This is a genomic window from Nonomuraea sp. NPDC046570 (genome assembly GCF_040645915.1).
In the GTDB taxonomy this organism is placed as follows: domain Bacteria; phylum Actinomycetota; class Actinomycetes; order Streptosporangiales; family Streptosporangiaceae; genus Nonomuraea.
Genome location: NZ_JBEYZF010000002.1, coordinates 245476 through 266176, shown reverse-complemented (window position 1 = coordinate 266176; position 20701 = coordinate 245476). Strand labels below are relative to the sequence as shown.

Here is a 20701-nt window from a genome sequence, read left to right as displayed (position 1 = left end):
AGGTGTCGCGTGGCACTGGCCCAGCGGTTGTTCCGCGTCAAACCCACCGACCAGATCGTGGCAGAAGGCGGCCACGGGGTCGGCGGCGAACTTCGCCGCACCATGTCCCTGTGGCAGCTGACCCTCTTCAGCGTCGGAGCGACGCTGGGGACCGGCATCTTCGTCATCCTGGGGCAGGCGGTGCCGAAGGCCGGCCCCGCCGTGATCCTGGCCTTCGTGCTGGCCGCCATCACGGCCCTGTTCTCGGCGCTGTCCTACGCCGAGTTGGCCGGGACGATCCCGGTGTCGGGCTCGTCCTACTCCTACGCGTACGCGACCCTGGGCGAGCTCATCGCCTGGGTCTGCGGCTGGTGTCTCATGCTGGAGTACGCGGTGTCCGTCGCCGCGGTCTCGGTGGGCTGGGGCGAGTACCTCAACAACTTCCTGGAGGGACTGTTCGGCTGGACGCTGCCCGCCGCGATCACCCACTCCCCGGGCGACCAGGGCGGCGTGATCAACCTGACCGCGATCCTCATCGTCCTGCTGGCCACCTGGCTGCTGCTGCGCGGCGCCTCGGAGAGCGCCACCGCCAACGCGATCTTCGTGCTGATCAAGGTCGCGGTGCTGGTCTTCTTCTGCGTCGTCGCCTTCACCGCGTTCGAGGCGGGCAACTTCACGCCGTTCGCCCCCATGGGCATTGCCGGCATCACCGCCGCCGCCTCCCAGGTGTTCTTCTCCTACATCGGCTTCGACGCCGCCTCCACCGCCGGTGAGGAGGCCAAGAACCCCAAGCGCGACCTGCCGCTGGCGATCATCTTCTCCCTGGTCATCGTCACCGTCATCTACGTGGCCGTGGCCGTGGCCGCGATCGGCGCCATGCCCTGGCAGGACTTCGACCCGGAGAGCACCGAGGCCAGCCTGGCGGTGATCGTCGACCTGGCCACCGGCGCCACCTGGGCCGGCCTCATCGTCTCCTTCGGCGCGGTCATCGCCATCGCCAGCGTCGTGCTGACCGTCCTGTACGGCCAGACCCGCATCCTGTTCGCGATGTCCCGGGACGGACTGCTGCCGCGGGTCTTCCAGAAGGTCAACCCGCGCCGCCAGGTGCCGGTCGCCAACACGCTGATCGTGGCCGGCTTCGTCTCCGTGCTCGCCGGGCTGATCCCGCTGGGGCAGCTCGCCGAGGCGACCAGCATCGGCACGCTGTTCGCCTTCGCGATCGTCAACGTCGGGGTGCTGGTGCTCCGCCGTACCCGGCCCGACCTGCCGCGCAGCTTCCGCACGCCGCTGTTCCCGGTCACGCCGGTGCTCGGCGTCATCTTCTGCGTGCTGGTCATGGCGGGGCTCGCCGGGGTCACCTGGGTGGCCTTCCTGCTGTGGATGGTCGTGGGCCTGTTCGCCTACTTCGCCTACGGCTACCGCCACTCCCGCCTCAACACGGAGGTGCCCAAATGAAGATCGAACACGTGCTGACCGGCTTCATCCCCGAGTCACGCGGCCGGGACGGGCTGAGGCTGGCCGTGCTCCTCACCGGGCAGGCCGGGGCCCGGTTGACCGTGGCGACCGTGCAACCGCCTCCCTGGACCACTCCAGGGCCGGGACGGGCCGACGAGAGCGCGTGGCTGGCCTACCTGAGGGAGCAGGGCACCGCTGCCCTCGAGAACGCCAGGGAGCTGGTCGGCGACAAGGCCGAGTACGTCATGAGCTTCCACCGGGGCAGCGGTCGCGGGCTGGTCGAGCTGGCCCGCAAGTCCGCCGCCGACGTCGTGGTGATCGGCTCGTCGCCGCGCGGCGCCAAGGGCCGCATCTCCCTGGGCAGCACCGCCGACCAGCTCCTGCACTCCTCGTCGGTGCCGGTACTGCTGGCGCCCAAGGGGTACGGCGAGACCCCGCCGCCCGCCTTCGAGCGGCTCACCGTCGCCTACCGGCGCGGGCCCGGCTGCGACGCGGCGGTCAAGCTGGCCGCCACCGTGGCCGCCTCGCTCGACGTGCCGCTGCGCCTGGTCACGCTGGTGCTCAGCAGCGGGCGTAAGGCGAAGATCGAGGAGGAGATGCACGAGCGGCTGCGCGAGCAGGCCGCCGTCGACCTCAAGGCCGCGACCCGGGGCAGGCGGCGCGTCAAGATCGACGGGGAGATGCTGGAGGGCAGGACCGTCGCCGACGCGCTCGGCCAGACCGGCTGGCTGCCGGGCGAGCTGATCATCTGTGCCTCCAGCGAATCGGGCCCCCTGCGCCGAGTCTTCCTCGGCGACACCTCGATCAAGATCATACGCGCCGCGCCGTGCCCGGTGATGATCCTCACCCGGCAACCGGCCTGACGCTTTGTGTACACGGTGTAACGATCGCCACACCTTGCACTCCTGGCGAACGCTCGCGAAGTACTGTTCTCGGTGGGACAAGAGCGACCTTTAACGCGGACCCTCTCGGACCGGATTCGGCATCTTTTTTCCAATCAGCTTGACCTTCGGCGTCCACCGCTTTACCGTCACTGTCCGTAACCACACCTCGCGGCGTACTGGGGTAAACCCAGTGCCAACAGCTACCGAAGGTGCCTACCCCGGCACCCACCCCCCGGTGGTTCAGGCATATGCCGCAAGGGAGCACAATCTACTGAGAGCTGTACATAACCAGAGCCGGGGGGCCACACGATGCCGTCTGAGTACGCCAAGTCGCTGGGTGCACGACTCCGCGCCATCCGCACCCAGCAGGGTCTTTCCCTGCACGGGGTCGAGGAGAAGTCGCGCGGACGCTGGAAAGCCGTCGTCGTTGGCTCCTACGAGCGTGGCGACCGAGCTGTGACGGTTCAGAAGCTTGCCGAGCTTGCCGACTTCTACGGCGTGCCCGTTTCCGAGCTGCTGCCGGGCGGCGCCGCCCCCAGCCCGCTCGGGCCCGTGCCGAAGCTTGTGATCGACCTTGAGCGCCTGGCCACCCTGCCCAAGGAGAAGGCCGGCGCGCTCGCCCGCTACGCGGCCACCATCCAGAGCCAGCGCGGCGACTACAACGGCAAGGTGCTGTCGATCCGGCAGGAGGACCTGCGGTCCCTGGCGGTCATATACGACAAGTCGCCTAGCGAGCTGACCGAGGAACTGATCAGCTGGGGCGTCCTCGACGCCGAGGCCCGCCGGGCGGTCGAGTCTTTCTAACTGAGGTCATCCGACTCCCCCAAGGGATTTCGGTCACCCCGACTCCGGCGCGAGCCGGCTGCGGCCCCGGACCTTCGCGGTCCGGGGCCGCAGCCGTGCCGGGGGTCGGGGTCGCCGGGAACGGCCGCTGCCGGCGTCTTCCGAGCTGGACGGCTGGCACTGAGTGCGGAGGCTGGGCTCGAAGCGGCTGTGGCAGTCTCACCCGCGTCCTGGCACTGGGTGTGAAGGCAGGGCTCGAAGCGGCTGTGGCAGCCTCTACCGCGTCCAGGGCAGGGCTGTACAGATGCGTGCGGCGGCAGAAGGGCACGGCGCGGGACTGAGGGCCCGAGCGCGGACCATGGGCACACAACGCGGGCAAGAGGGCCTGAGCGTGGATAGAGGCATGCGTGGCGGTGCAGGCACGGGCGCGGTGCGGAGGGTCTGCGCAGCGTGAGGGCATGCGAAGTCGGGGCGTCAGGCGGGATGTGCCTGGGAGCGGGCGAGTCGGGCCGAGGGCAAGCCAGTTAGACCTGAGGGGAGCAGGCCAATTGGGCCTGAGAGCAGGTCGTCAGGCTGGGTGGGCGGTTTGGGGTGTTGGTCAGGCTGGCTGGGGTGGTTTGGGTGTTGGTCAGCCTGCCAGGGGGACGTGGGCGGGGAGAGAGGGCTGGACTGGGACGCCGAGGAGTTCTTCCACGGTGGAGACGAACGTCTCAGCTTCGGCCAGGAGTTCGTCGGCGTCGGTGGTGGTGACGCCGTGGGTGAGGCCCGCCTCGGCGCGGGCGCGCTTGGCGGCGCTCACCGAGAAGTAGGCCGCCCAGTCGGCCAGGCGGGGCTCGACTTCGGGGAGGAGCTCCCAGGCGCTGCGGAGACGGCGCCTGCGGCCTTCCATCGGGCGGGGGCGGGCGGCCAGGATCGCCGCCGCCGCGCGGAGTGCGGCCAGGTGGGCCGACACGTATCGGGTGGCCGGGGTGCGGGCGGTGCCCGCCTCGGCCAGGCAGTTGCGGGAGTCGTTGAGGTGCGCCCGGACTGCGGGCGACAACCGGGGCCCGCGCGTGTCGCTGAGCCTTTGGGTCATCTTGCCAGCCTCCTTCGGGTCGTGGCGGCTCCCGGCGTTTCCACCGGTGAAGCCCAGAATCGCAGGCCCCACCGACAATTCCGCCGGGCGGCCGGACGAGGAGCTTCCCCTCTCCCCGTCCGGCCAGAACACGCCCACTCGTCTCCGCCGACGACGAGGACGCGCCCTTCGCCCGGGGACCTGCCCGCGGGCTTCACATGGGGGATGCGAAGCCCACGACCAGGCCCTTTGGCGTGAGCCGCGAGCCTCACGCCACTGCATCGAACATAATTTCGATCACCCCGAATGTCAACCGATTCAACGAACACAGGTTCGATCATGGCGAAACCCCAGCGGGCTTCATCTGCGCGAAGCTCCAAAACCTTCGGGGGACCGACACCCGACAGGGGGCGCGGCTGAGCAAGCGGGAGACGAGCCGGACGACGCGTCTTCGCCGCCACCGGCGAGGTCCGGCCTGAGCGAAGAACGCCTGAGCGAAGGAGGGCGTCCGAGAGCAAAGAACGCCGGATCAGACGCCCTTGAGCGGAGATCCACAGCCGAAGCGGACCGGGAGAAGCGGGACGCGAACCAGGACGCGTCTGGGACCCCGTCGATGCTAGGCGAAGGGAGCGAGGTGAAAGTGCTGCACGAGTCAGGTAGGCGCCGAGCACGACAAGAAGGCGAGGGTCAGAAAGCGAGGTCAGAAGGCAAAACGCCGAGCAATGGCGAGAGATAGCGGCGTGGGCAGGCAGAAGGGTGGGGGCAGGCGGGAGGGTGGGGGGAGGTTGGTGAGGGGGGTGCGGAGGCTGTTGTCAGGTCAGGGGTTGATGGAGATCGCGCCAGAAGGGCACAGCTGGACCGCCCGCTTCGCGGCCCCCTCCAAGCCGGCCGGTACCTCGGCCACCAGCACCACCACCGTCCCCTCCTCCTCGCTCTGATCGAACAGGTCCGGGGCCGTGAGCACGCACATCCCCGCCCCGATGCACACCGTCGTATCGCCTGAGACCTTCATCCCGAATTCTCCTCACCAGGTCACCGGAAGCCGGTGCACGCCGTAAATGCTCATGTCCGTCCGCATCGGCACCTCCCCCTCCGGCACCGCGAGCCGCAACCCGGGAAAGCGCCGCAGCAGCGCCGGGTAGGCGATGCGCATCTCGATCCGGGCGAGCTGCTGCCCGAGGCACTGGTGGATGCCGTGCCCGAAGGACAGGTGTCCGTGCGCCTCCCGCCTGAGGTCGAGCCTATCGGGCGAATCGAAGCGGGACGGATCCCGATTGGCCGCCGGCACGGAGAGCGTCAGCGCCTCGCCTTCGGCGATCCGGTGGCCGCCGAGCTCGACGTCCTCCAGCGCGGTCCGCGTCGGCCCCAGGTGGATGATGGACAGGTACCGCAGCAGCTCCTCCACGGCGCCGTCCACCGCTTCGGGCTCGTCGCGCACGATGGCGAGCTGGGCGGGGTCGCCGAGCAGCGCGTACGTGCCGAGGGCGAGCATGTTGGCGGTGGTCTCGTGCCCGGCGATGAGCAGCAGCAGCGCGACCCCGCTCAGCTCCTCGTCGTCGAGTTCGCCGCCGGCGACGAGCCCGCTGAGCAGGTCGCCGCCCGGTTCGGCCCGCTTGCGCTCGATCAGCGCCCGCAGGAACGCCAGCAGGTCGGTGACGGCCGCCGCCAGGTCCTCGATGCTGCTCTCAAGACTCACCAGCACGGCGGAGTCCCGCTGGAACCGCTCTCTGTCCTCGTACGGCACGCCGAGCAGCTCGCAGATGACCAGCGACGGGATGGGCAGCGCGAAGTCGGCCACCAGCTCGGCAGGCGGCCCCGACCGCTCCATGGCGTCGAGCCGCTCGGCGGTGATCTCCGCGACGCGCGGCTCCAGCTCCTTCATCCGCCGCACGGTGAACTGCCCGGTGAGCAGCCGCCGGTAGCGGGTGTGCTCGGGCGCGTCCATCCGCAGGAAGAAGCCGGGCGGCAGCGTCATCTGGGCACGCTGCTGGACCAGCCGCTCCGGAATGGGCGCGTGCGCCAGCTCGGGCCGGTTGCTGAAGCGCGGGTCGGCGAGTACGGCACGCGCCTCGGCGTAGCCGGTGACGAGCCAGCCGAGGTGCCCGTCGGGGTACCTCAGCCGCTGAACCGGATCCTCCTTGCGCAGCCCCGCCAGTTCCTGCGGCGGGTCGAGCGGCTGTTGCCGTTCGGTCGGGAGCGTGAGATCTGTCATGCCGTTCCCCTTCGTGAGGTGACGAACGGCTTCCATAAAACCTCGCTCGTTGCAAAATTTCAACGACTGCAATCATGTTACAGTGCCGACATGTCAGGTGAAGGCGGGCTGCGCGCGCGTAAGAAGCTGCGTACCCGGCGCGCCCTGGTCGAGGGCGCGCTCAGGCTCTTCGCGGAGAAGGGCTACGAGGAGACCACGCTGGCCGAGATCGCGGCGAGCGCCGAGGTGTCGACGCGCACCTTCTTCAGCTACTTCGCCGGCAAGGAAGACGTGATCTTCTTCGACGGCGACACCCGGCTCCACCGGGCCGTCGAGCTGATCGGCTCGCGCCGCCCCGGCGAGAGCGTGGTGGAGTTGCTGGTGCGCGCGATCGAGCAGAGCCTGTCCGCGCGGCCCAGTGCCGTCGGCCTGGACCCGGTGCTGGGCCCCGTCCAGGTCCGGTTGATCATGACGGTGCCCGCGCTGCAGGCCCGCGCGCTGCTGCTGCTGTTCGACAGCCAGCAGCAGCTGGCGCGGGCGCTGGCGCGGGCCTTCCCCGGCGAGCTCGACCTGATCGAGGCCTCGGCCGCGGTGGGCGCGATCGTCGGCGCCTCGAAGCTGGCGGCGATGACCGCCGTGGAGCGCGGCGACCCCCCCGAGCTGGTGTACGCCGCGGTCCGCAGAGCGGTCGAGGTCACCGTCGGCGGCCTGACGACGCTCGACAGGGCGTCCCGGCTCACTGGATGACGATGGAGATCCACTTCGAGAAGTGCGGCCCCGGGCTCTCGCAGTGCCACTGGGTCGGCGGCGGCGGCGCGCCGCCGTCCGGGCTGGCCTTCAGCATGATCTCGTCCATGTACATCCCGTTCACGGCCTGCCCCGTGTCCTCGATGTAGCCGCGCATCACCGTGAAGGGGTCGGCGTTCAGCGCCTGGCGCGCCGCGTCGTCCAGCTCCTCCAGCTCGTACACCTCGAAGTCCAGGCTGATGTGCCCGACCAGCTTCAGCCGTCCCGCGTTGTTCGCCACGATGCCTCCCACGGAGTGCGTTTCCCTGCCTGACCAGGCCAGGATGCGACCGCCCCGCGGCCCCCCGCATGAGTAGGGGCTACTCACCGGCTACCCCCTGAACCTCCCCCGCACATGGACGGGGACGCCCTTGCCGAGCAGGCCGGGCAGCGCCTCGGCGACGTTCATGGGCAGCCGCACGCAGCCGTGGGAGGCGGGCGCGAGCGGTACCGACAACGCGCCGTGGAAGGCGATGCCGCCGTTGAAGAAGATCGGGTTGTAAAGCTTGCCCAGGTAGGAGCGGTGCCAGCCGGACCTGCGCCAGGTCGTCTTGAAGTTGCCGGTCGGCGTGGTGGCGCTGCCGCAGAAGCGCTGCGTCTTGCCCTGCCAGGAGGCGGTCTCGCAGTAGGCGACGCCGCTGCCCGAGGAGATGTGGGTGATCAGCTTCACCTGGCCGCCGACGTACAGGACCATGATCTGCTTGGTCAGGTTCACCTCGGCTCTGGTCGACTCGCCGTTCCTGACCAGGACCTTCGGCTCCATGGGCGCTTCGAGCGCGTCCCAGGTGGCGCGGCCGATCGTGCTGGTGGGCTTGATGCCGTTGACCTTCTGGAAGGCCCACACCGCGGCCAGCGTCGTGCCGCCGTACCTGCCGTCGGTCTTGCCGGGCAGGTAGCCGAGCATCTTGAGCCGCTTCTGCAGCCACTTGACGGCGCCGCCCTTGTCCCCGAGCTTGAGCCGTTCGTCCGGCGCGGTCACGGTGGCCGGTGCCGAGAGCACCTGGGCCACGCCGGTCGGCTGCGGCGCGGTCGCCTGCGCGGCGCCCGCCGCGGACACCGAGAGAGTGACGGCCCCCGCCGTCAGAAGAGCAGCCAGGCCGAGCTGCCGTCGAGCCACCACGTAGACCATCCTCTCATTCGTTAACGATCGAATCAAAGGACCATATGCGCAGCTTCAAGGCACGGCAATCCCTTGGTCGATCGGGGACGTCGGGCGCGGACCCCTGGCTTCAGCCATGGGGGTAAGCCCGACGCGGGAACGCCTCCTGGGGCGTGAGCGTGTTCTGACCTGGGCGTGTGTCCCGCATGCAGTTCATCGAAATCCTCTTCGATAGATAGCGGAATGCTGTATTGATCGTGTGGGTGTGCGCTTGCGAACGAACTCGAACATCGCGTTCCAGTGCGCGTTCCACGTCGTGTGGTGCCCGAAATACCGGCGGAGCGTGCTGGGCGGCCGGATAGAGGAGCGGCTGAAGGAACTGATCCGCGAGGTGATCGAGGAGAAAGGGGCGTGGCTGGTGGAACTGGAAGTCATGCCCGACCACGTCCACCTGGTGGTGGAGGTGGACCCGCGGTACGGGGTCCACAAGCTCGTGAAGGCCGTCAAGGGCCGCACCTCCCGCGTCCTGCGCGGCGAGTTTCCGTCCCTGACGTCCCGGCTGCCGACGTTGTGGACGAACTCCTCCTTCGTGGCCACCGTCGGCGGCGCACCGCTGGAGGTCGTGAAGCGGTATGTCGAGAACCAGAGGAACCGGTGACCCGCTGATGCTGACCGGCCGCAAGTACCGACTCGACCTCACCCCCGACCAGGCCGAGTTCGCCGAGCGGATCGGCGGCGCGTGCCGGTCGGTGTGGAACACCGGCCTGGAACAGCGCCGCGCCTACCGGCTGCATGGAGCGTTCATCGGCTACCACGAGCAGGCCCGCCAGCTCGTGGACGCGAAGACCGAGTTCCCCTGGCTCGCCGAGGTTCCCGGTCACTGCCTTCAGCAGACCCTCATCGACCTTGACCGGGCATGCGCCAAGCACGGCACGTGGAGGGTCCGCTGGAAAACGAAGATCAAGAATTCGCCCGCGTTCCGGTTCCCGAAGGCGGGAAAATCGCGGTCGAACGCCTGAACCGGCGGTGGGGACGGGCGAAACTCCCCAAACTCGGCTGGGTCCGCTTCCGCTGGACCAAGCCCCTGGGCGGGACGGTGAAGAACGCGACCGTCACCCGCAACGGGAGACACTGGTACATCAGTTTCCTGATCGAGGACGAGATCACCACTCCCGAGCGGCACGCACACCCCGGCAGCGGGGTCGGGATCGACCGGGGCGTGGCCAAAGTCGTGACCCGCTCCGACGGCGTCTTGCACCATCGGACCTTCGTCGGCCTCGGTGAGCTCGCCCATGATGCGAAACTCCGTCGGGAGCTGGCCCGCACGAAGAAGGGCTCCAAGCGGCGCAAGCGGGCGCTGGCACGTCTCGCCGGCCTGTCGCGGAGGGTTCGCCACCGTAGAGAGGACTTCGCCGCCCAAACCGCCCACATCCTGGCCACCCGGTTCGAGTTGATCGCCTTGGAGGCGTTGAAGACGAAGAACATGACCACAGCCGTCGCGCCGAAACCCGACCCGGACAACGAGGGCGGGTTCCTGCCGAACGGGGCCGCGGCCAAGTCCGGGATGAACCGGGCCCTCTTGGACAAGGGCTGGTACCGGATCGAACGGGCAATCCGATCCAAGGCCCGCTCCACGGGCACCCACGTGATCACCGTCAACCCGGCGTACACGTCGCAGACCTGCAACCCCTGCGGGCACACCGCCAGGGAGAACCGCGAGAGCCAAGCGGTCTTCCGGTGCGTGGCCTGCGGGCACCGGGCACACGCCGACGTGAACGCCGCCAAGAACATCCTTGCCGCCGGGAGGGCGGAACACATGACAGCCAGACCGGCCGCACGTGTTGGGGCGCGCAAACCACGGGCAGCCGTGGGCCGGAAGGCCAACCGCCAAGCAACAGCAGCCCCCATCCCTTCCAAGGGTGGGGAACTGGCTGGAATCCCCCGGCCTTAGCCGTGGGAGCGCTTCAACTGTTTAGAGTGGTCGCATGCCAGAAAAGTCACACCCGAACGTCGTCCGTGTCGCCGCCTCCCTTCGCGAACTGGGCGCCACGGGAGAAATCGTCGTTCTGCCCGAGGCCGCCCCGACGGCGGCGAGCGCCGCGGAGCAGCTCGGCTGCGAGGTGGGCGCGATCGCCAACAGCCTGATCTTCGACGCGGACGGCGCGCCGCTACTGGTGCTGACCAGCGGCGCGCACCGCGTCGACGTCACGCTCATCGCGCGCACGGCGGGTGTGGCCAAGGTACGGCGGGCGACCCCGGAGTTCGTCAGGGAGGCCACCGGCCAGCCGATCGGCGGGGTGGCTCCGGTGGGGCACCCGGCGCCGGTGCGCACGCTGGTCGACACCTGGCTGAGCAAGCACGAGGTGGTCTGGGCGGCGGGCGGGCACCCGCACACGGTCTTCCCGACCTCGTTCGACGAACTGCTGAGGCTGACCGGAGGTGCCGCGGTCGACGTCGAGTAGTGTGCGACAGTTGGCATCCTCCCCCGCCCGAAGTGAAGGCGGGGGATTCCAACGGCGACTACCCCACGGGGAGGAGGTCGTGTTGGGGTTCACGGTTCGCGGGCTCGCCCAACGGCGGGCCTCCCCGTGCGGCCACCGCATGCCCTGCGGCGGTGTCTCGGACGTTCTTGGCCGCGTTGACGTCGGCGTTGTCCCGCCACCCGCAGGCCACACACAGGAAGAGCGCTTGGCTCTCACGACTCTTCCTGGCGATGTGCTTGCAGGCGTTGCAGGTCTGCGACGTGTAACGCGGGTTGATCTTCCGGACACGGCCGGCAGCCTTCTGCTCCAGCCGTTCCACGAGCCTGCCCCACCCTGCGGTGAGGATGCCCCGGTTCAGACCGGCCTTCTGCCGGACGTTTCGACCCGGTGCTTCGACGGTGCCCTTCGCCGAACGGGTCATGTTGCCGATCTTCAAGTCTTCGACCGCGATCACGTCGAAGCGGCGGGCCAGATCGGTGGACGTCTTCTCGATCCAGTCCTTGCGCCGGTCCACCTCGCGCGCTTTCAGCCGGGCGATGGCCGTCTTGACCCTGCCGCGCCGGTTCGAGCCGCGCTTGGCCCGCGCCAGCCTGCGCAGCAGTCGCCGCAGGCGGGACTTCTCGCCGTCGCGCGGCGTGGGCGCGTTCAGCAACTCGCCAGTGGACAGTGCCGCCGACACGCTCACGCCACGGTCGACGCCGATGACTTCACCGGTTCCGGGACCGGGCAGGGGTTCGGGGATCGCGGCGAACGCCACATGCCAGCGTCCCGCGGCGTCGCGGGTGATCCGGTACGACTTCACGCCTTCGGGGACGGCGCGCGACCAGCGAAACCGCACCCAGCCGACCTTCGGGACCCTCACCTCGCCGACGTTGCGCGACAGGCGGCGTACATCGCCCGCCTTGACCGCCACGATCCGAAAGCCCTCACCCCGCCCGCGCCGACGCCACCGCGGCCTGCGATGCGTTCCGGCGAAGAAGTTCGCCAACGCCTGCGCGAAATCTTTCAACGCCTGCTGCTGCACAATGACCGACCCAGCGCGCAGCCACCCGAACTCCGCCCGCGCCTCGCTGAGCTGGCGGCACTGCTCGGCGAAACCGGGCGCGGACTTCAGGCCCGGACGCCAGTGCGCGTGCTGCTCAACCGCCAGATTCCACACGTATCGGGCGTGCCCGCAGTGCTCCAGCAACGCCGCCTCCTGAGCAGGCGTCGGCTGAAGCCGGTAACGGGACACGCCGAACAAACTACCGAACGTCACCGACAAAAGCAGGAGAACACAGTGACCCGAAGCACCGCGCTTCCTCCCCGACCTGAAGGACGGGGCATCCACGCTGTAGGTGCTCGGTGATCGAACTGCGCGAAGCGGGCCCGGTGGAGTTCGCCGCGCGCCTCGACCCGGTGATCGAGATCTACACCGCGGCGATGCATCCGCCGGTGGACCAGATCACCGGACGCAAGAGCATCATGCGCAACCACGGGACCTATCCGGCCTTCCGCTGCCTGTTCGCGGAGGCGGCGGACGGCACGGCGGTCGGTTTCGCCTACGGCTTCCACGGGGCCCCGGGGCAGTGGTGGCATGATGTCGTCCACCATGCGCTGGTCGAGCGGGCGGGCGCCGAGGTGGCCGACGCCTGGCTCGGCGACACGCTGGAGCTGGCCGAGATCCACGTGCATCCCGACTACCAGGGCAAGGGCATCGGGCGGGCGATGATCCGCGGCTTGTGCGCGGGCCGCCCCGAGCGCGCGGCGATCCTGTCCACGCACGACCAGCCCACCGCCGCCCGCCACCTGTACCGCTCGCTCGGCTTCACCGACCTGCTGACCGAGTTCGTCTTCCCCGGCGGTTACGAGCGGTACGCGATCGTCGGCACCGCCCTCCCGCTGCTCACCTGACCGCGGCTCAGTCGATGGCCAGCTCCTCCGGGTCCAGCCGGCGCGCCCACGCCTCGCCGAGCATGTTGATCTGCCGGAACATCCGCGCCACCTGAGGCGCCTCCAGCTCGGGGGCCTGCTCCAGCCACCACTCCAGCACGCCCATCGCCTGCCAGGCGAAGTTCTGCGCGAGCAGCTCGTACGGCAGGCGCGGCGTCCGCCCCAGCGTCTCGTCCCTGCGCACGATGCCCACCCGGCCCACCTCGGCGATCCGGCGCAGCCACGCGCGCATGGGCCGCCCGTGCCCCGCGCCGCGCACCACCAGCCTGACCACCTCGCCGTGCTCGCCCGCCGCCCGGCAGAACGCCTCCATGGCCCGCATCGAGTACTGCGGCCAGGTCGCGCCGATCGCCTCCTGCGTCGCGCGGTCGATGGCGTTCATCGCGCCCTCGCTGATCTGGTCGAGCACCGCGTCCTTGTCCTTGTAGTGGGCGTAGAAGGTGGCCCGGGCGACGTCGGCGCGCTCCAGGATCTCCTCGATCGCCACCTGGTCGTAGTCGCGTTCGAGGGAGAGCTCCACAAGGGCGCGCTGGATGGCCGTCCTGGTGCGCAGGACTCTGCGGTCGGTCACGGAAAGATTCTTTCACTCTTGACACCAACTGAACGCCGAATACGATTCTGAACTCCAAGTATGTTTACTAGGGAGACACCCATGCTGTGGAACCCTGCCGCCGAGACCCTCAGCGGCGACGACCTGCGGGCTCTTCAGCTCGGCAAGCTCCAGAAGCAGCTCGTACGGGTGTACGAGGCTTCGCCGTACATCAGGCGGCGTTTCGACGAGGCTGGCGTCGATCCGCACAGGTTCCGGTCGCTGGAGCAGCTCGCCGACTATCCGTTCTTCGACAAGGACCTGGAGCGGGTCAGCCAGGAGGAGTCGCGCGAGCGGCACGGCCACCCGTACGGCCTGCACCTCGCCTGCGACCCCCGAAAGGTGATCAGGGTCAGCTCCTCGTCCGGCACCACGGGCAAGCCCACCTACACCGGCTACACCGAGGCCGACCGGCAGGTCACCAACGAGATCGGCGCCCGCGCGCAGTGGCGCATCGGCGGGGCGCCCGGCGACGTGGTGATGCACGCGTTCGTGCTGTCGATGTGGATCGCCGGCAGCCCCGTGCTCGACGTGCTGCAGCACGCGGGCGCGACCACGGTGCCGATCGGCGCGATGACGGGAGCCGCCCGCTTCGCGCAGGTCGCCCAGGACGTCCGGCCGGTCCAGGTGAACCTGACGCCGAGCTACGCCCGCTACCTGTTCAAGAAGCTGCCCGAGGAGGCCGGGATCAGCGCGGCCGACCTCGGGATCAAGCGGATCATGGTCGGCGGCGAGCCGGGCGCGGGCGTCCCGCACATCCGCGAGGCGCTGTCGGCCGGGTTCGGCGGGGCGAAGGTCTACGACACCATCGGGCACACGCACGCCTCGTTCTTCACCTCCGTCTCCTGCGACGCGCACGCCGGCATGCACTTCCTCGCCGAGGACTACGTGCACCTGGAGGTGGTCGACCCCGAGACGCTGCGGCCGCTGCCCTGGGAGGACGGCGTCACCGGCGAGATCGTGGTGACCGCGCTGGAGAAGGAGTGCGCCCCGGCGATCCGCTGGCGCGAGAAGGACATCGTGACGATCCACACCAGGCCGTGCGAGTGCGGCGCGCCCGGCTTCCGCTTCAGCGTGGGCGGCAGGGCCGACGACATGCTGCTGGTGCGCGGGGTCAACGTGTTCCCGCACGCGATCAAGGACGTGGTGCAGTCGTTCGCGCCCGAGGTCACCGGCGAGATCCGGGTGGTGCTCGACCAGGCGCCGCCGGTCGCCCACCCGCCGCTGCCGGTGAAGGTCGAGCTGGCCGAGCACGTCACCGGGACCGCCGAGCTGGCCGCCCGGATCCAGGCGGCCGTCCACGACCGGCTCCGGTTCACCGCGGCGATCGAGTTCGCCCCCGCCGGGAGCCTGACCTCGCTGGGCGGCACGCTCAAGGCCCGAATCGTCGAGCACGCCTACCAGGAGGCCTGATCATGGACACCGTACGATACGAGCTCGACGGCCACGTCGCGATCATCACGCTGGACCGGCCGGAGTCGCTGAACGCCTTCAACGCGGCCATGCACGCCGACCTCGACACCGCGATCAGGCGCTTCAGGGCCGACGGCGACGCCTGGGTGGCGGTGGTCACCGGAGCCGGCGAGCGGGCCTTCAGCGCCGGTCAGGACGTGCGCGAGCTCGCCGACCTGGACGCGTTCATGGACACGGTGCCCGGCTTCTGGGAAGCCGTCTACACCGACCGGATCGACCGCGAGATGGAGCAGTACAAGCCCATGATCGCGGCGGTCAACGGGCACTGCGTGGGCGAGGGGCTGTGCCTGGCCATGGCCTGCGACCTGCGGGTGTGCTCCGACGACGCCAGCTTCTTGATGCCCGAGGTGGCGCTCGGCATCCCCGTCGTGGTCGGCGCCGCCCAGTCGGCGCGGCTGATGGGCCTCGGGCACGCGCTGGAACTGCTGCTGCTCGGCGAACCCCGCGACGCCGAATGGGCCCACCGCGTCGGCCTGGTGAACAAGGTCGTGCCCAAGGCCGACGTCCTCAAGGCGGCTCTGACCTGGGCACACCGCCTGGCCAGTGTGGGGCCGCTGGCCGTACGCTGCACCCGGGAGATCGCGGTGCGCAGCCTTGAGACCGATTTCTCCACCGCCATCCGCATGGGCGAAGCCATGCGGCGCGTGGCCACTGGACTGTCCGGTGACTTCCGTGAAGGCGTCACCGCGGCGGCCCAGGGCCGTACCCCCCACTTCACCGGCAGGTAGGCATGTCACGCGTCTTCTATCTCACCCGCTGGATGGCGATCGTCCCCCTGACGATCTTCATCGTGCTGATGGTGTTCTTCAGCTTCCGCGGCCAGGTCGACACCCAGATCCTGCTCGGCGTCGGCGTGCTCGCGCTGGTGCTCGGCTCGCTGCTGGCCCGCGACAAGGGCGCCTACTGGGACGGCGTGGTGTCCGGGCTCGGCGACCGCACCGCCGTACTCGTCGTCGCCATCATGTCGCTGGTCGGCGTGTTCGCCCAGCTCATGGAGAAGGGCGGGCTGGCCGGCGGGGTGATCTGGCTGGCCGACACGATCGGCCTGTCCGGCGGGTTCTTCATGCTGTTCACCTACGTCGCCTGCACCGTGGTGGGCGTGGCGACGGGCTCCACGGTGGGCACGCTGTCGGTGATGCTGCCCGTACTGTTCCCGGCGGGCGTGCTCATGGGGCTGCCCTCGGCGCTGGTGGTCGGCGCGATCGTGTCCGGCGCGGCGACCGGCGACCACTACTCCCCCGTCTCCGACACCGCGATCATCTCCTCCTCCACCCAGCGCTTCCGCCGCCGCGCGGGCCTGGCCGACGTCAGCGGGGTCGTGAAGGCGCGACTGATCTACGTACTGCCCGCGTTCCTCATCGCCGCCGTCGCGCACTTCCTCGTGGGCCTGGGCGCCACCGGCGACGACGCGGCCGCCGCCGCGGTGATCGCCAAGTTCGCCGACCCGAGCGGGCTCATCATGGTGCTGCCGGTGCTGCTGGTGATCGGCGTCGCGCTGAGCGGACGGTCGGTGTTCGAGTCGCTGTCCTACGGGATCGTCTCGGCGATCCTGCTGGGCGTCGTCACCGGGAAGCTGCCGCTGGCCGACCTGTTCCCGGCCAAGCTCGCCGACGGCACCAAGACGCTCGGCGCGCTCGCCGACGGCGTGCTCGAGGTGGTGCCGATCATGCTGATGGTGATGATCGTGATGGCGGCGTACGGCCTGGTGCGCGAGTTCGGGCTGCTGGAGCTGCTGACCGCCAAGCTGGCCGGCGGGGCGCGCAAGACCGCGCGCGGCGCCGAGGCGGTCATCCTGGCGCTCTGCTCGTTCCTGGCCTTCCTGGTGGTGGGCAACAACAGCAAGGTGACCATCATCGGCGGGCCGATCAGCGACGCGGTGGGCGGGCGCAGGCTGCTGCACCCCTACCGGCGGGCCAACCTGGTGGACGCGGTGGCCAACAGCGTCAGCTACGTGGTGCCGTGGCACATCTGGCCGATCGGCGTGGTGTCCATGCTGGCGACGCTGACCACCACGTTCCCGTTCCTGGACGGCAAGCTGCCGACGCCCGCGGGCATCGCGTTCGCGTCGTTCTATCCGATGGCGATCTGGGTGATCATGCTGATCGCGGTCGTCACCGGGTACGGCCGCCGCTTCGAGGGCCCCGAAGGCGAGCCGGTGGCGGAAGAGCCGGGCGAGGTCGCCGCGACGACCGCGTGACAGAGCCGGGCCCGCCGCTGACGCACCCCCTCGCGCGTCAGCGGCGGGCCCTCTGTCAGGAGGCCGAGGCGCGGTCGCAGAGGGCGCGGTCGATCAGGTCGCCCGCGGCCTTCTCCTGGCGCAGCGAGCGCTCGTCGCCGATCTGCGCGCTCATCGACACCACCACGCTGCGGCGGCCGTCGGCGGTGACGCCCGTCCTGGTCTTGTAACCGTAGTCGTCGCCGCCGTGGTGCCAGTAGACGCCGCCGCAGGACAGCGGGCGCGAACCGATCCCGAGGCCGTAGCGGGCGCCCGGCCAGACCTGGTCGTGCCCGGTGGCCTTGACCGTCCGCTTCATCTGCGCGAGTTGCTCGGCGGGCACCAGGTCACCGCCCAGCAATTTGCGGAAGAACCGGTTGACGTCGGCGGTGGAGGAGATGAGCCCGCCCGCGGCGTCCCCGTCGAAGTGCTCGGTGGCGTCGAACGGCGCGGCCGGCGGGAGCACCATGTAGCCGCGGGCGTGCGGCCGGGGCACCGAGTTCGAGGTGCCCGACCAGACGGTACGGCTCAGGCCGAGCGGGCGGCTGATCCTGTCGGCCACCTCCTTGTGCCACGGCCGGCCCGTCACCTTCTCGGTGATCATGCTGATCAGCAGGTAGCCGGTGTTGGAGTAGCGCCAGGCCGTGCCCGGCGCGAAGTCCGGCTTGTGCTTCATCGCCTTGGCCACGATCTGCGCCGCCGTGAAGCGGTCGTACCTGTGCTCCTGGTACTCCTCGACCGAGGCGAAGGACGGGTAGGCCTCGGGGATGCCGCTGGTGTGCTGGAGCAGCATCCGGACCGTGATCTTGCTGCCGTCGTTGCCGTTGCCGTGCACCACCCCGGGCAGCAGGCTCTCCACGGTGTCGTCCAGGGACAGCTTGCCCTCCGCGGCGAGCTGCAGCACCACGGCGGCCACGAAGGTCTTGGTGGTGCTGGCGATCCGCACGTAGCCGTTGGCGGGAACCGGCCGCCGGGTCCCGACCACGGCGGTGCCGCTGGTGGCGACCAGGTTCGTGCCCTCGGGGGTGATCACGCGCGCCTGTACGCCGATGGTCCCGATCGCGCGGATGGCGTCGACGTCGCGCTGGAGGTCGGCCTTGCCGTATCCGGGCGGGGCGGTGGCGGTGGCTGCGGTGGCGGGCAGCGTGGTGCCGAGTACGGCGACGGCGGCGAGCAGCGCGGCGCGGCGTGGGTGACGCATGAGTACTCCCAGGTGAGATGAGGTTGATGGTTCGAGCCTAGGAAGCGGGAAGGGCCTCGGAATCGGCCGTGAGCGTGGCTCCGCCGTCGCCCTGGGGGAGGATCTGCCGGCCGCCCGGGCAACTTTGGATTCGTCCGGTCGGGAGGGCGGCCGACCTGGCCTTACGCTGGGCCCGTGATGAACGGGTTCGGCCGGCGGTGGTTCGCGGGACGGCCGCGCGTCGCCGACGTCCTGCTCGCCGTCGCGCTGACGGCGGTGGCGTTCCTGTTCAGGCTGGGCGTGGGGCTGCCCCGCGATCCGGCGACGGCGGCGGTGGTGCTGGCGTTCCTGTTCGCGCAGGCCGTACCCCTGGTGTGGCGCAGGACGCACCCGTGGCTGGTGATGACCGTGGTGAGCGCCGCGTACGTGGCGTACGAGCTGGCCGACCCCATGATCGGTTTCCGGGACGGCCTGTACGTGGGGTTCGCCGCCTACGCCGTCGCCCGCTACACGGCCTCGCCGGGGAGCCTCGCGGCGGTCGGCGTGGGCGCGACCGCGGTGCTGGCGCCCGATCTCCTGGTCCGGCCGCTGCTGGGCCTGCCGCTGCCGGCGGACCTGCGCCCGGGGCTGGTCGAGGCGATGCTGGTCGCCGGGCTGCTGTGGGGGGTGTGGCTGCTGGGCACCTCCCAGCGCCACATCCGCGCCGACGCGGCCCGGCTGCGCGATCTGGCCGCGAGGCTGCGCGCCGAGCAGGAGGTCAGCGCGGGCCGGGCGGTGACGGCCGAGCGCGCCCGCATCGCCCGCGACCTGCACGATCTGGTCGCCCACCACGTCAGCGCCATCGCCATGCAGGCGCGGGCCACCGCCGAGGTGCTCACCGACGACCCGTCCCTGGCCGGCCGGGGCATCGCGGGGATCGGCGCCGCCGCCGACACCGCGCTGGTCGAGATGCGCAGGATGCTCGGACTCCTGGCGGACGACGGACCGCCCGCCCCCGAGCCGTCGCTACGGCACCTCGACCAGCTCGCCGCCTCGGCCAGGGCGGCCGGCTGCGCGGTGGAGGTGAAGGTGGAGATCGGCACGGATCCGGCGCACGGCGTCCCACCCGCCGCGCAGGTGTCGGCCTGCCGCATCGTGCAGGAGGCGCTGACCAACGTCCTGAAACACGCGGGCCCCACCGCGGTCCGCGTCGAGGTACGGCAGGCGGGCGAGGAGCTGAGCGTCCTGGTCGACAACAGCCCGGCGGCCCCCAGGCACCGGCCCATGGCGGGGTCCGGGCTGGGGCTGATCGGCATGCGCGAACGCGTCGCGCTGTTCGGCGGCGGGCTGAGCGCGGGCCCCCTGCCGGACGGCGGCTGGCGGGTCCTGGCCACGTTCCGGTGGGAGGGCGCGGCGTGACGGCCGTCCGGGTGCTGATCGCCGACGATCAGGAGCTGGTCCGGGCGGCGCTGCGCGTCATGTTGGACCGGCGCGCCGACCTGGAGGCCGTCGGGGAGGCGACCGACGGACAGCAGGCGGTGGCCGCCGCCTTCGAGCTGCGGCCCGACGTGGTGCTGATGGACGTGCGGATGCCCGGCCTGACGGGCGTCGAGGCGACCCGGCGCATCCTCGGCGACTGGCCGCATCCGGAGCCCCGCCCCCGCGTCCTGGTGCTGACCACCTTCGACCTGGACGAGTACGTGCACGCCGCGCTCCGGGCCGGGGCCAGCGGCTTCCTGCTGAAGAACGCCTCCCCCGACCAGCTCGCCGACGCCATCAAGGTGGTGGCCGCGGGGAAGGCCATGCTCGCGCCGGGCGTCACCGAGCGGCTCATCGGCGCGTTCGCCGCGATCCCGCCCGCGCTGCTGGCCGAGCCGCCGCACCGGGACGGCGCGGCGGACCCGCTCAGCAGGCTCACCAGGCGGGAACTGGAGGTGCTCGTCCTGGTCGCCAAGGGGTTGTCCAACGCCCAGATCGCCAAGAGCCTGGACCTGACCGAGGCCGGGGTGAAGAGCCGGGTGAACCGCATCCTCACCCGCCTCGGCCTGGAGAACCGCGTCCAGGCGGCCGTCCTCGCCCACGAGTCCGGCCTTCTCGGAAAGATCCGCCGACAGCCCGGGGCCGCTCCCGGCTGATCGCGCCGGACGGCGTCGTGGCAGTGGCGCGCTTCGACCGTCACGACGCCGTCGACGGCCGCTGGCGCTCCCGGATCAGCTCCGTGTACCGGGCGGCCACCCGCAGGGCCGCCTCCTGCGGCTGGTTCGCGGGCGCGTCGGCGTACTCGGGCGGGATCTTGGCGGCCTTGATCCACCAGAAGGTCTGGCCGTTCGTCCAGACCAGCAGGCCGCCCCACACCGACACGGTGGCCAGGCCGTTCCCGGAGCGCAGGTCGGAGTCGATGCCGAGGGCCGCCAGCTCCCGGTGCAAGGCGGCGGCCGCGTTCTCGGGCATCGTCCACGCGGACATCAGGTCCTCCACCGTCGCACGACTTCCACCGCCTCCTCGTTGTGCACCGCGGCCGGTTCCTCCTCGCCGTGGCCGGCGCTCGCGGGCACGGGGCGGGTGCGGCATCGAGGCAGGTTCAAGGCCACGAGCATGATGCTGTTCAGAGATACCTCC

At 70.4% G+C, this 20701-nt stretch carries 23 protein-coding genes; 14 read left to right on the top strand and 9 right to left on the bottom strand.

The genetic code is table 11. The features are described from left to right. Positions 1-9 precede the first annotated feature (9 nt). The 3 genes from ABZ911_RS04885 (at position 10) to ABZ911_RS04875 (ending at position 3122) form a co-directional block, all read left to right on the top strand. The gene (locus ABZ911_RS04885; protein WP_358051945.1) at positions 10-1434 is read left to right on the top strand and encodes an amino acid permease; all 1425 of its coding nucleotides are present in this window, start codon (positions 10-12) and stop codon (positions 1432-1434) included. After that, a complete protein-coding gene (locus tag ABZ911_RS04880) occupies positions 1431-2297 on the top strand; it encodes a universal stress protein (protein ID WP_358051943.1) in 867 nt (288 codons plus the stop codon). The genes ABZ911_RS04885 and ABZ911_RS04880 overlap by 4 nt, the downstream gene beginning before the upstream one ends. A gap of 330 nt (positions 2298-2627) precedes the next feature. Then, positions 2628-3122 (top strand): transcriptional regulator, encoded by a 495-nt coding sequence (locus tag ABZ911_RS04875; RefSeq protein ID WP_358051941.1) that lies wholly within the window; start codon positions 2628-2630, stop codon positions 3120-3122. Between the two features lie 607 nt (positions 3123-3729). Here the strand turns inward: ABZ911_RS04875 and ABZ911_RS04870 are convergent. From ABZ911_RS04870 to ABZ911_RS04860, 3 genes are all read right to left on the bottom strand, one after another. Further along, positions 3730-4176: an SAV_6107 family HEPN domain-containing protein gene (locus ABZ911_RS04870; RefSeq protein ID WP_358051939.1), complete on the bottom strand. Its 447-nt coding sequence runs from the start codon at positions 4174-4176 to the stop codon at positions 3730-3732. A 796-nt stretch (positions 4177-4972) separates the two neighbouring features. Continuing rightward, positions 4973-5167, bottom strand: coding sequence for a ferredoxin (locus tag ABZ911_RS04865; protein ID WP_358051937.1), 195 nt, complete (start codon positions 5165-5167; stop codon positions 4973-4975). Between the two features lie 12 nt (positions 5168-5179). Beyond that, on the bottom strand, positions 5180-6367 hold the full coding sequence (locus tag ABZ911_RS04860) for a cytochrome P450 (RefSeq protein ID WP_358051935.1): 1188 nt from the start codon (positions 6365-6367) through the stop codon (positions 5180-5182). A gap of 90 nt (positions 6368-6457) precedes the next feature. Between ABZ911_RS04860 and ABZ911_RS04855 the strand changes: the two genes are divergently transcribed. Continuing rightward, complete coding sequence (locus tag ABZ911_RS04855) at positions 6458-7093, top strand: helix-turn-helix domain-containing protein (protein ID WP_358051934.1); 636 nt, start codon at positions 6458-6460, stop codon at positions 7091-7093. Here ABZ911_RS04855 and ABZ911_RS04850 read toward each other — a convergent pair. After that, a complete protein-coding gene (locus tag ABZ911_RS04850; RefSeq protein WP_358051933.1) occupies positions 7083-7373 on the bottom strand; it encodes a hypothetical protein in 291 nt (96 codons plus the stop codon). The two genes, ABZ911_RS04855 and ABZ911_RS04850, sit on opposite strands and share 11 nt — an antisense overlap. 90 nt (positions 7374-7463) lie before the next feature. Next, positions 7464-8261, bottom strand: a complete 798-nt coding sequence (locus ABZ911_RS04845) for a L,D-transpeptidase family protein (RefSeq protein WP_358051931.1) — start codon at positions 8259-8261, stop codon at positions 7464-7466. A 229-nt stretch (positions 8262-8490) separates the two neighbouring features. Here ABZ911_RS04845 and tnpA point away from each other — a divergent pair, with 229 nt between their 5' ends. The 4 genes from tnpA to ABZ911_RS04825 are packed head-to-tail and all read left to right on the top strand — an operon-like array spanning position 8491 to position 10693. Continuing rightward, entirely contained in the window at positions 8491-8889 is a 399-nt protein-coding gene (gene tnpA, locus ABZ911_RS04840) for an IS200/IS605 family transposase (protein WP_358051930.1), read from the top strand. Further along, positions 8864-9250 carry a helix-turn-helix domain-containing protein gene (locus tag ABZ911_RS04835; protein WP_358051928.1) on the top strand — a complete coding sequence of 129 codons (387 nt, stop codon included), beginning with the start codon at positions 8864-8866 and terminating at the stop codon, positions 9248-9250. The genes tnpA and ABZ911_RS04835 overlap by 26 nt, the downstream gene beginning before the upstream one ends. Beyond that, positions 9166-10182, top strand: a complete 1017-nt coding sequence (locus ABZ911_RS04830) for a transposase (RefSeq protein WP_358051926.1) — start codon at positions 9166-9168, stop codon at positions 10180-10182. Before ABZ911_RS04835 ends, ABZ911_RS04830 begins: the two co-directional genes overlap by 85 nt. Before the next feature lie 34 nt (positions 10183-10216). Then, positions 10217-10693, top strand: coding sequence for a YbaK/EbsC family protein (locus ABZ911_RS04825; RefSeq protein ID WP_358051925.1), 477 nt, complete (start codon positions 10217-10219; stop codon positions 10691-10693). Between the two features lie 58 nt (positions 10694-10751). On the opposite strand, the gene ABZ911_RS04820 is transcribed toward ABZ911_RS04825, so the two are convergent. After that, positions 10752-11948 carry a transposase gene (locus ABZ911_RS04820; RefSeq protein WP_358051923.1) on the bottom strand — a complete coding sequence of 399 codons (1197 nt, stop codon included), beginning with the start codon at positions 11946-11948 and terminating at the stop codon, positions 10752-10754. A gap of 110 nt (positions 11949-12058) precedes the next feature. Here ABZ911_RS04820 and ABZ911_RS04815 point away from each other — a divergent pair, with 110 nt between their 5' ends. Next, positions 12059-12607, top strand: a complete 549-nt coding sequence (locus ABZ911_RS04815; protein WP_358051921.1) for a GNAT family N-acetyltransferase — start codon at positions 12059-12061, stop codon at positions 12605-12607. 7 nt (positions 12608-12614) lie between these two features. Here ABZ911_RS04815 and ABZ911_RS04810 read toward each other — a convergent pair whose 3' ends face one another. Further along, a complete protein-coding gene (locus ABZ911_RS04810; protein ID WP_358051920.1) occupies positions 12615-13217 on the bottom strand; it encodes a TetR/AcrR family transcriptional regulator in 603 nt (200 codons plus the stop codon). 81 nt (positions 13218-13298) lie between these two features. Here ABZ911_RS04810 and ABZ911_RS04805 point away from each other — a divergent pair, with 81 nt between their 5' ends. The 3 genes from ABZ911_RS04805 to ABZ911_RS04795 are packed head-to-tail and all read left to right on the top strand — an operon-like array spanning position 13299 to position 16905. Further along, the gene (locus ABZ911_RS04805) at positions 13299-14648 is read left to right on the top strand and encodes an AMP-binding protein (protein ID WP_358051918.1); all 1350 of its coding nucleotides are present in this window, start codon (positions 13299-13301) and stop codon (positions 14646-14648) included. Positions 14649-14650: 2 nt separating this feature from the next. Beyond that, a complete protein-coding gene (locus ABZ911_RS04800; RefSeq protein WP_358051916.1) occupies positions 14651-15436 on the top strand; it encodes an enoyl-CoA hydratase-related protein in 786 nt (261 codons plus the stop codon). Positions 15437-15438: 2 nt separating this feature from the next. Further along, positions 15439-16905 (top strand): Na+/H+ antiporter NhaC family protein, encoded by a 1467-nt coding sequence (locus ABZ911_RS04795; RefSeq protein WP_358051914.1) that lies wholly within the window; start codon positions 15439-15441, stop codon positions 16903-16905. 55 nt (positions 16906-16960) lie between these two features. On the opposite strand, the gene ABZ911_RS04790 is transcribed toward ABZ911_RS04795, so the two are convergent. Then, positions 16961-18124 (bottom strand): serine hydrolase domain-containing protein, encoded by a 1164-nt coding sequence (locus ABZ911_RS04790; protein WP_358051912.1) that lies wholly within the window; start codon positions 18122-18124, stop codon positions 16961-16963. Between the two features lie 177 nt (positions 18125-18301). Between ABZ911_RS04790 and ABZ911_RS04785 the strand changes: the two genes are divergently transcribed. Further along, positions 18302-19501 (top strand): histidine kinase, encoded by a 1200-nt coding sequence (locus tag ABZ911_RS04785; RefSeq protein ID WP_358051910.1) that lies wholly within the window; start codon positions 18302-18304, stop codon positions 19499-19501. After that, complete coding sequence (locus ABZ911_RS04780) at positions 19498-20217, top strand: response regulator transcription factor (protein WP_358051908.1); 720 nt, start codon at positions 19498-19500, stop codon at positions 20215-20217. Before ABZ911_RS04785 ends, ABZ911_RS04780 begins: the two co-directional genes overlap by 4 nt. 40 nt (positions 20218-20257) lie before the next feature. On the opposite strand, the gene ABZ911_RS04775 is transcribed toward ABZ911_RS04780, so the two are convergent. After that, positions 20258-20548: a hypothetical protein gene (locus tag ABZ911_RS04775; RefSeq protein WP_358051906.1), complete on the bottom strand. Its 291-nt coding sequence runs from the start codon at positions 20546-20548 to the stop codon at positions 20258-20260. Between the last annotated feature and the right edge of the window lie 153 nt (positions 20549-20701).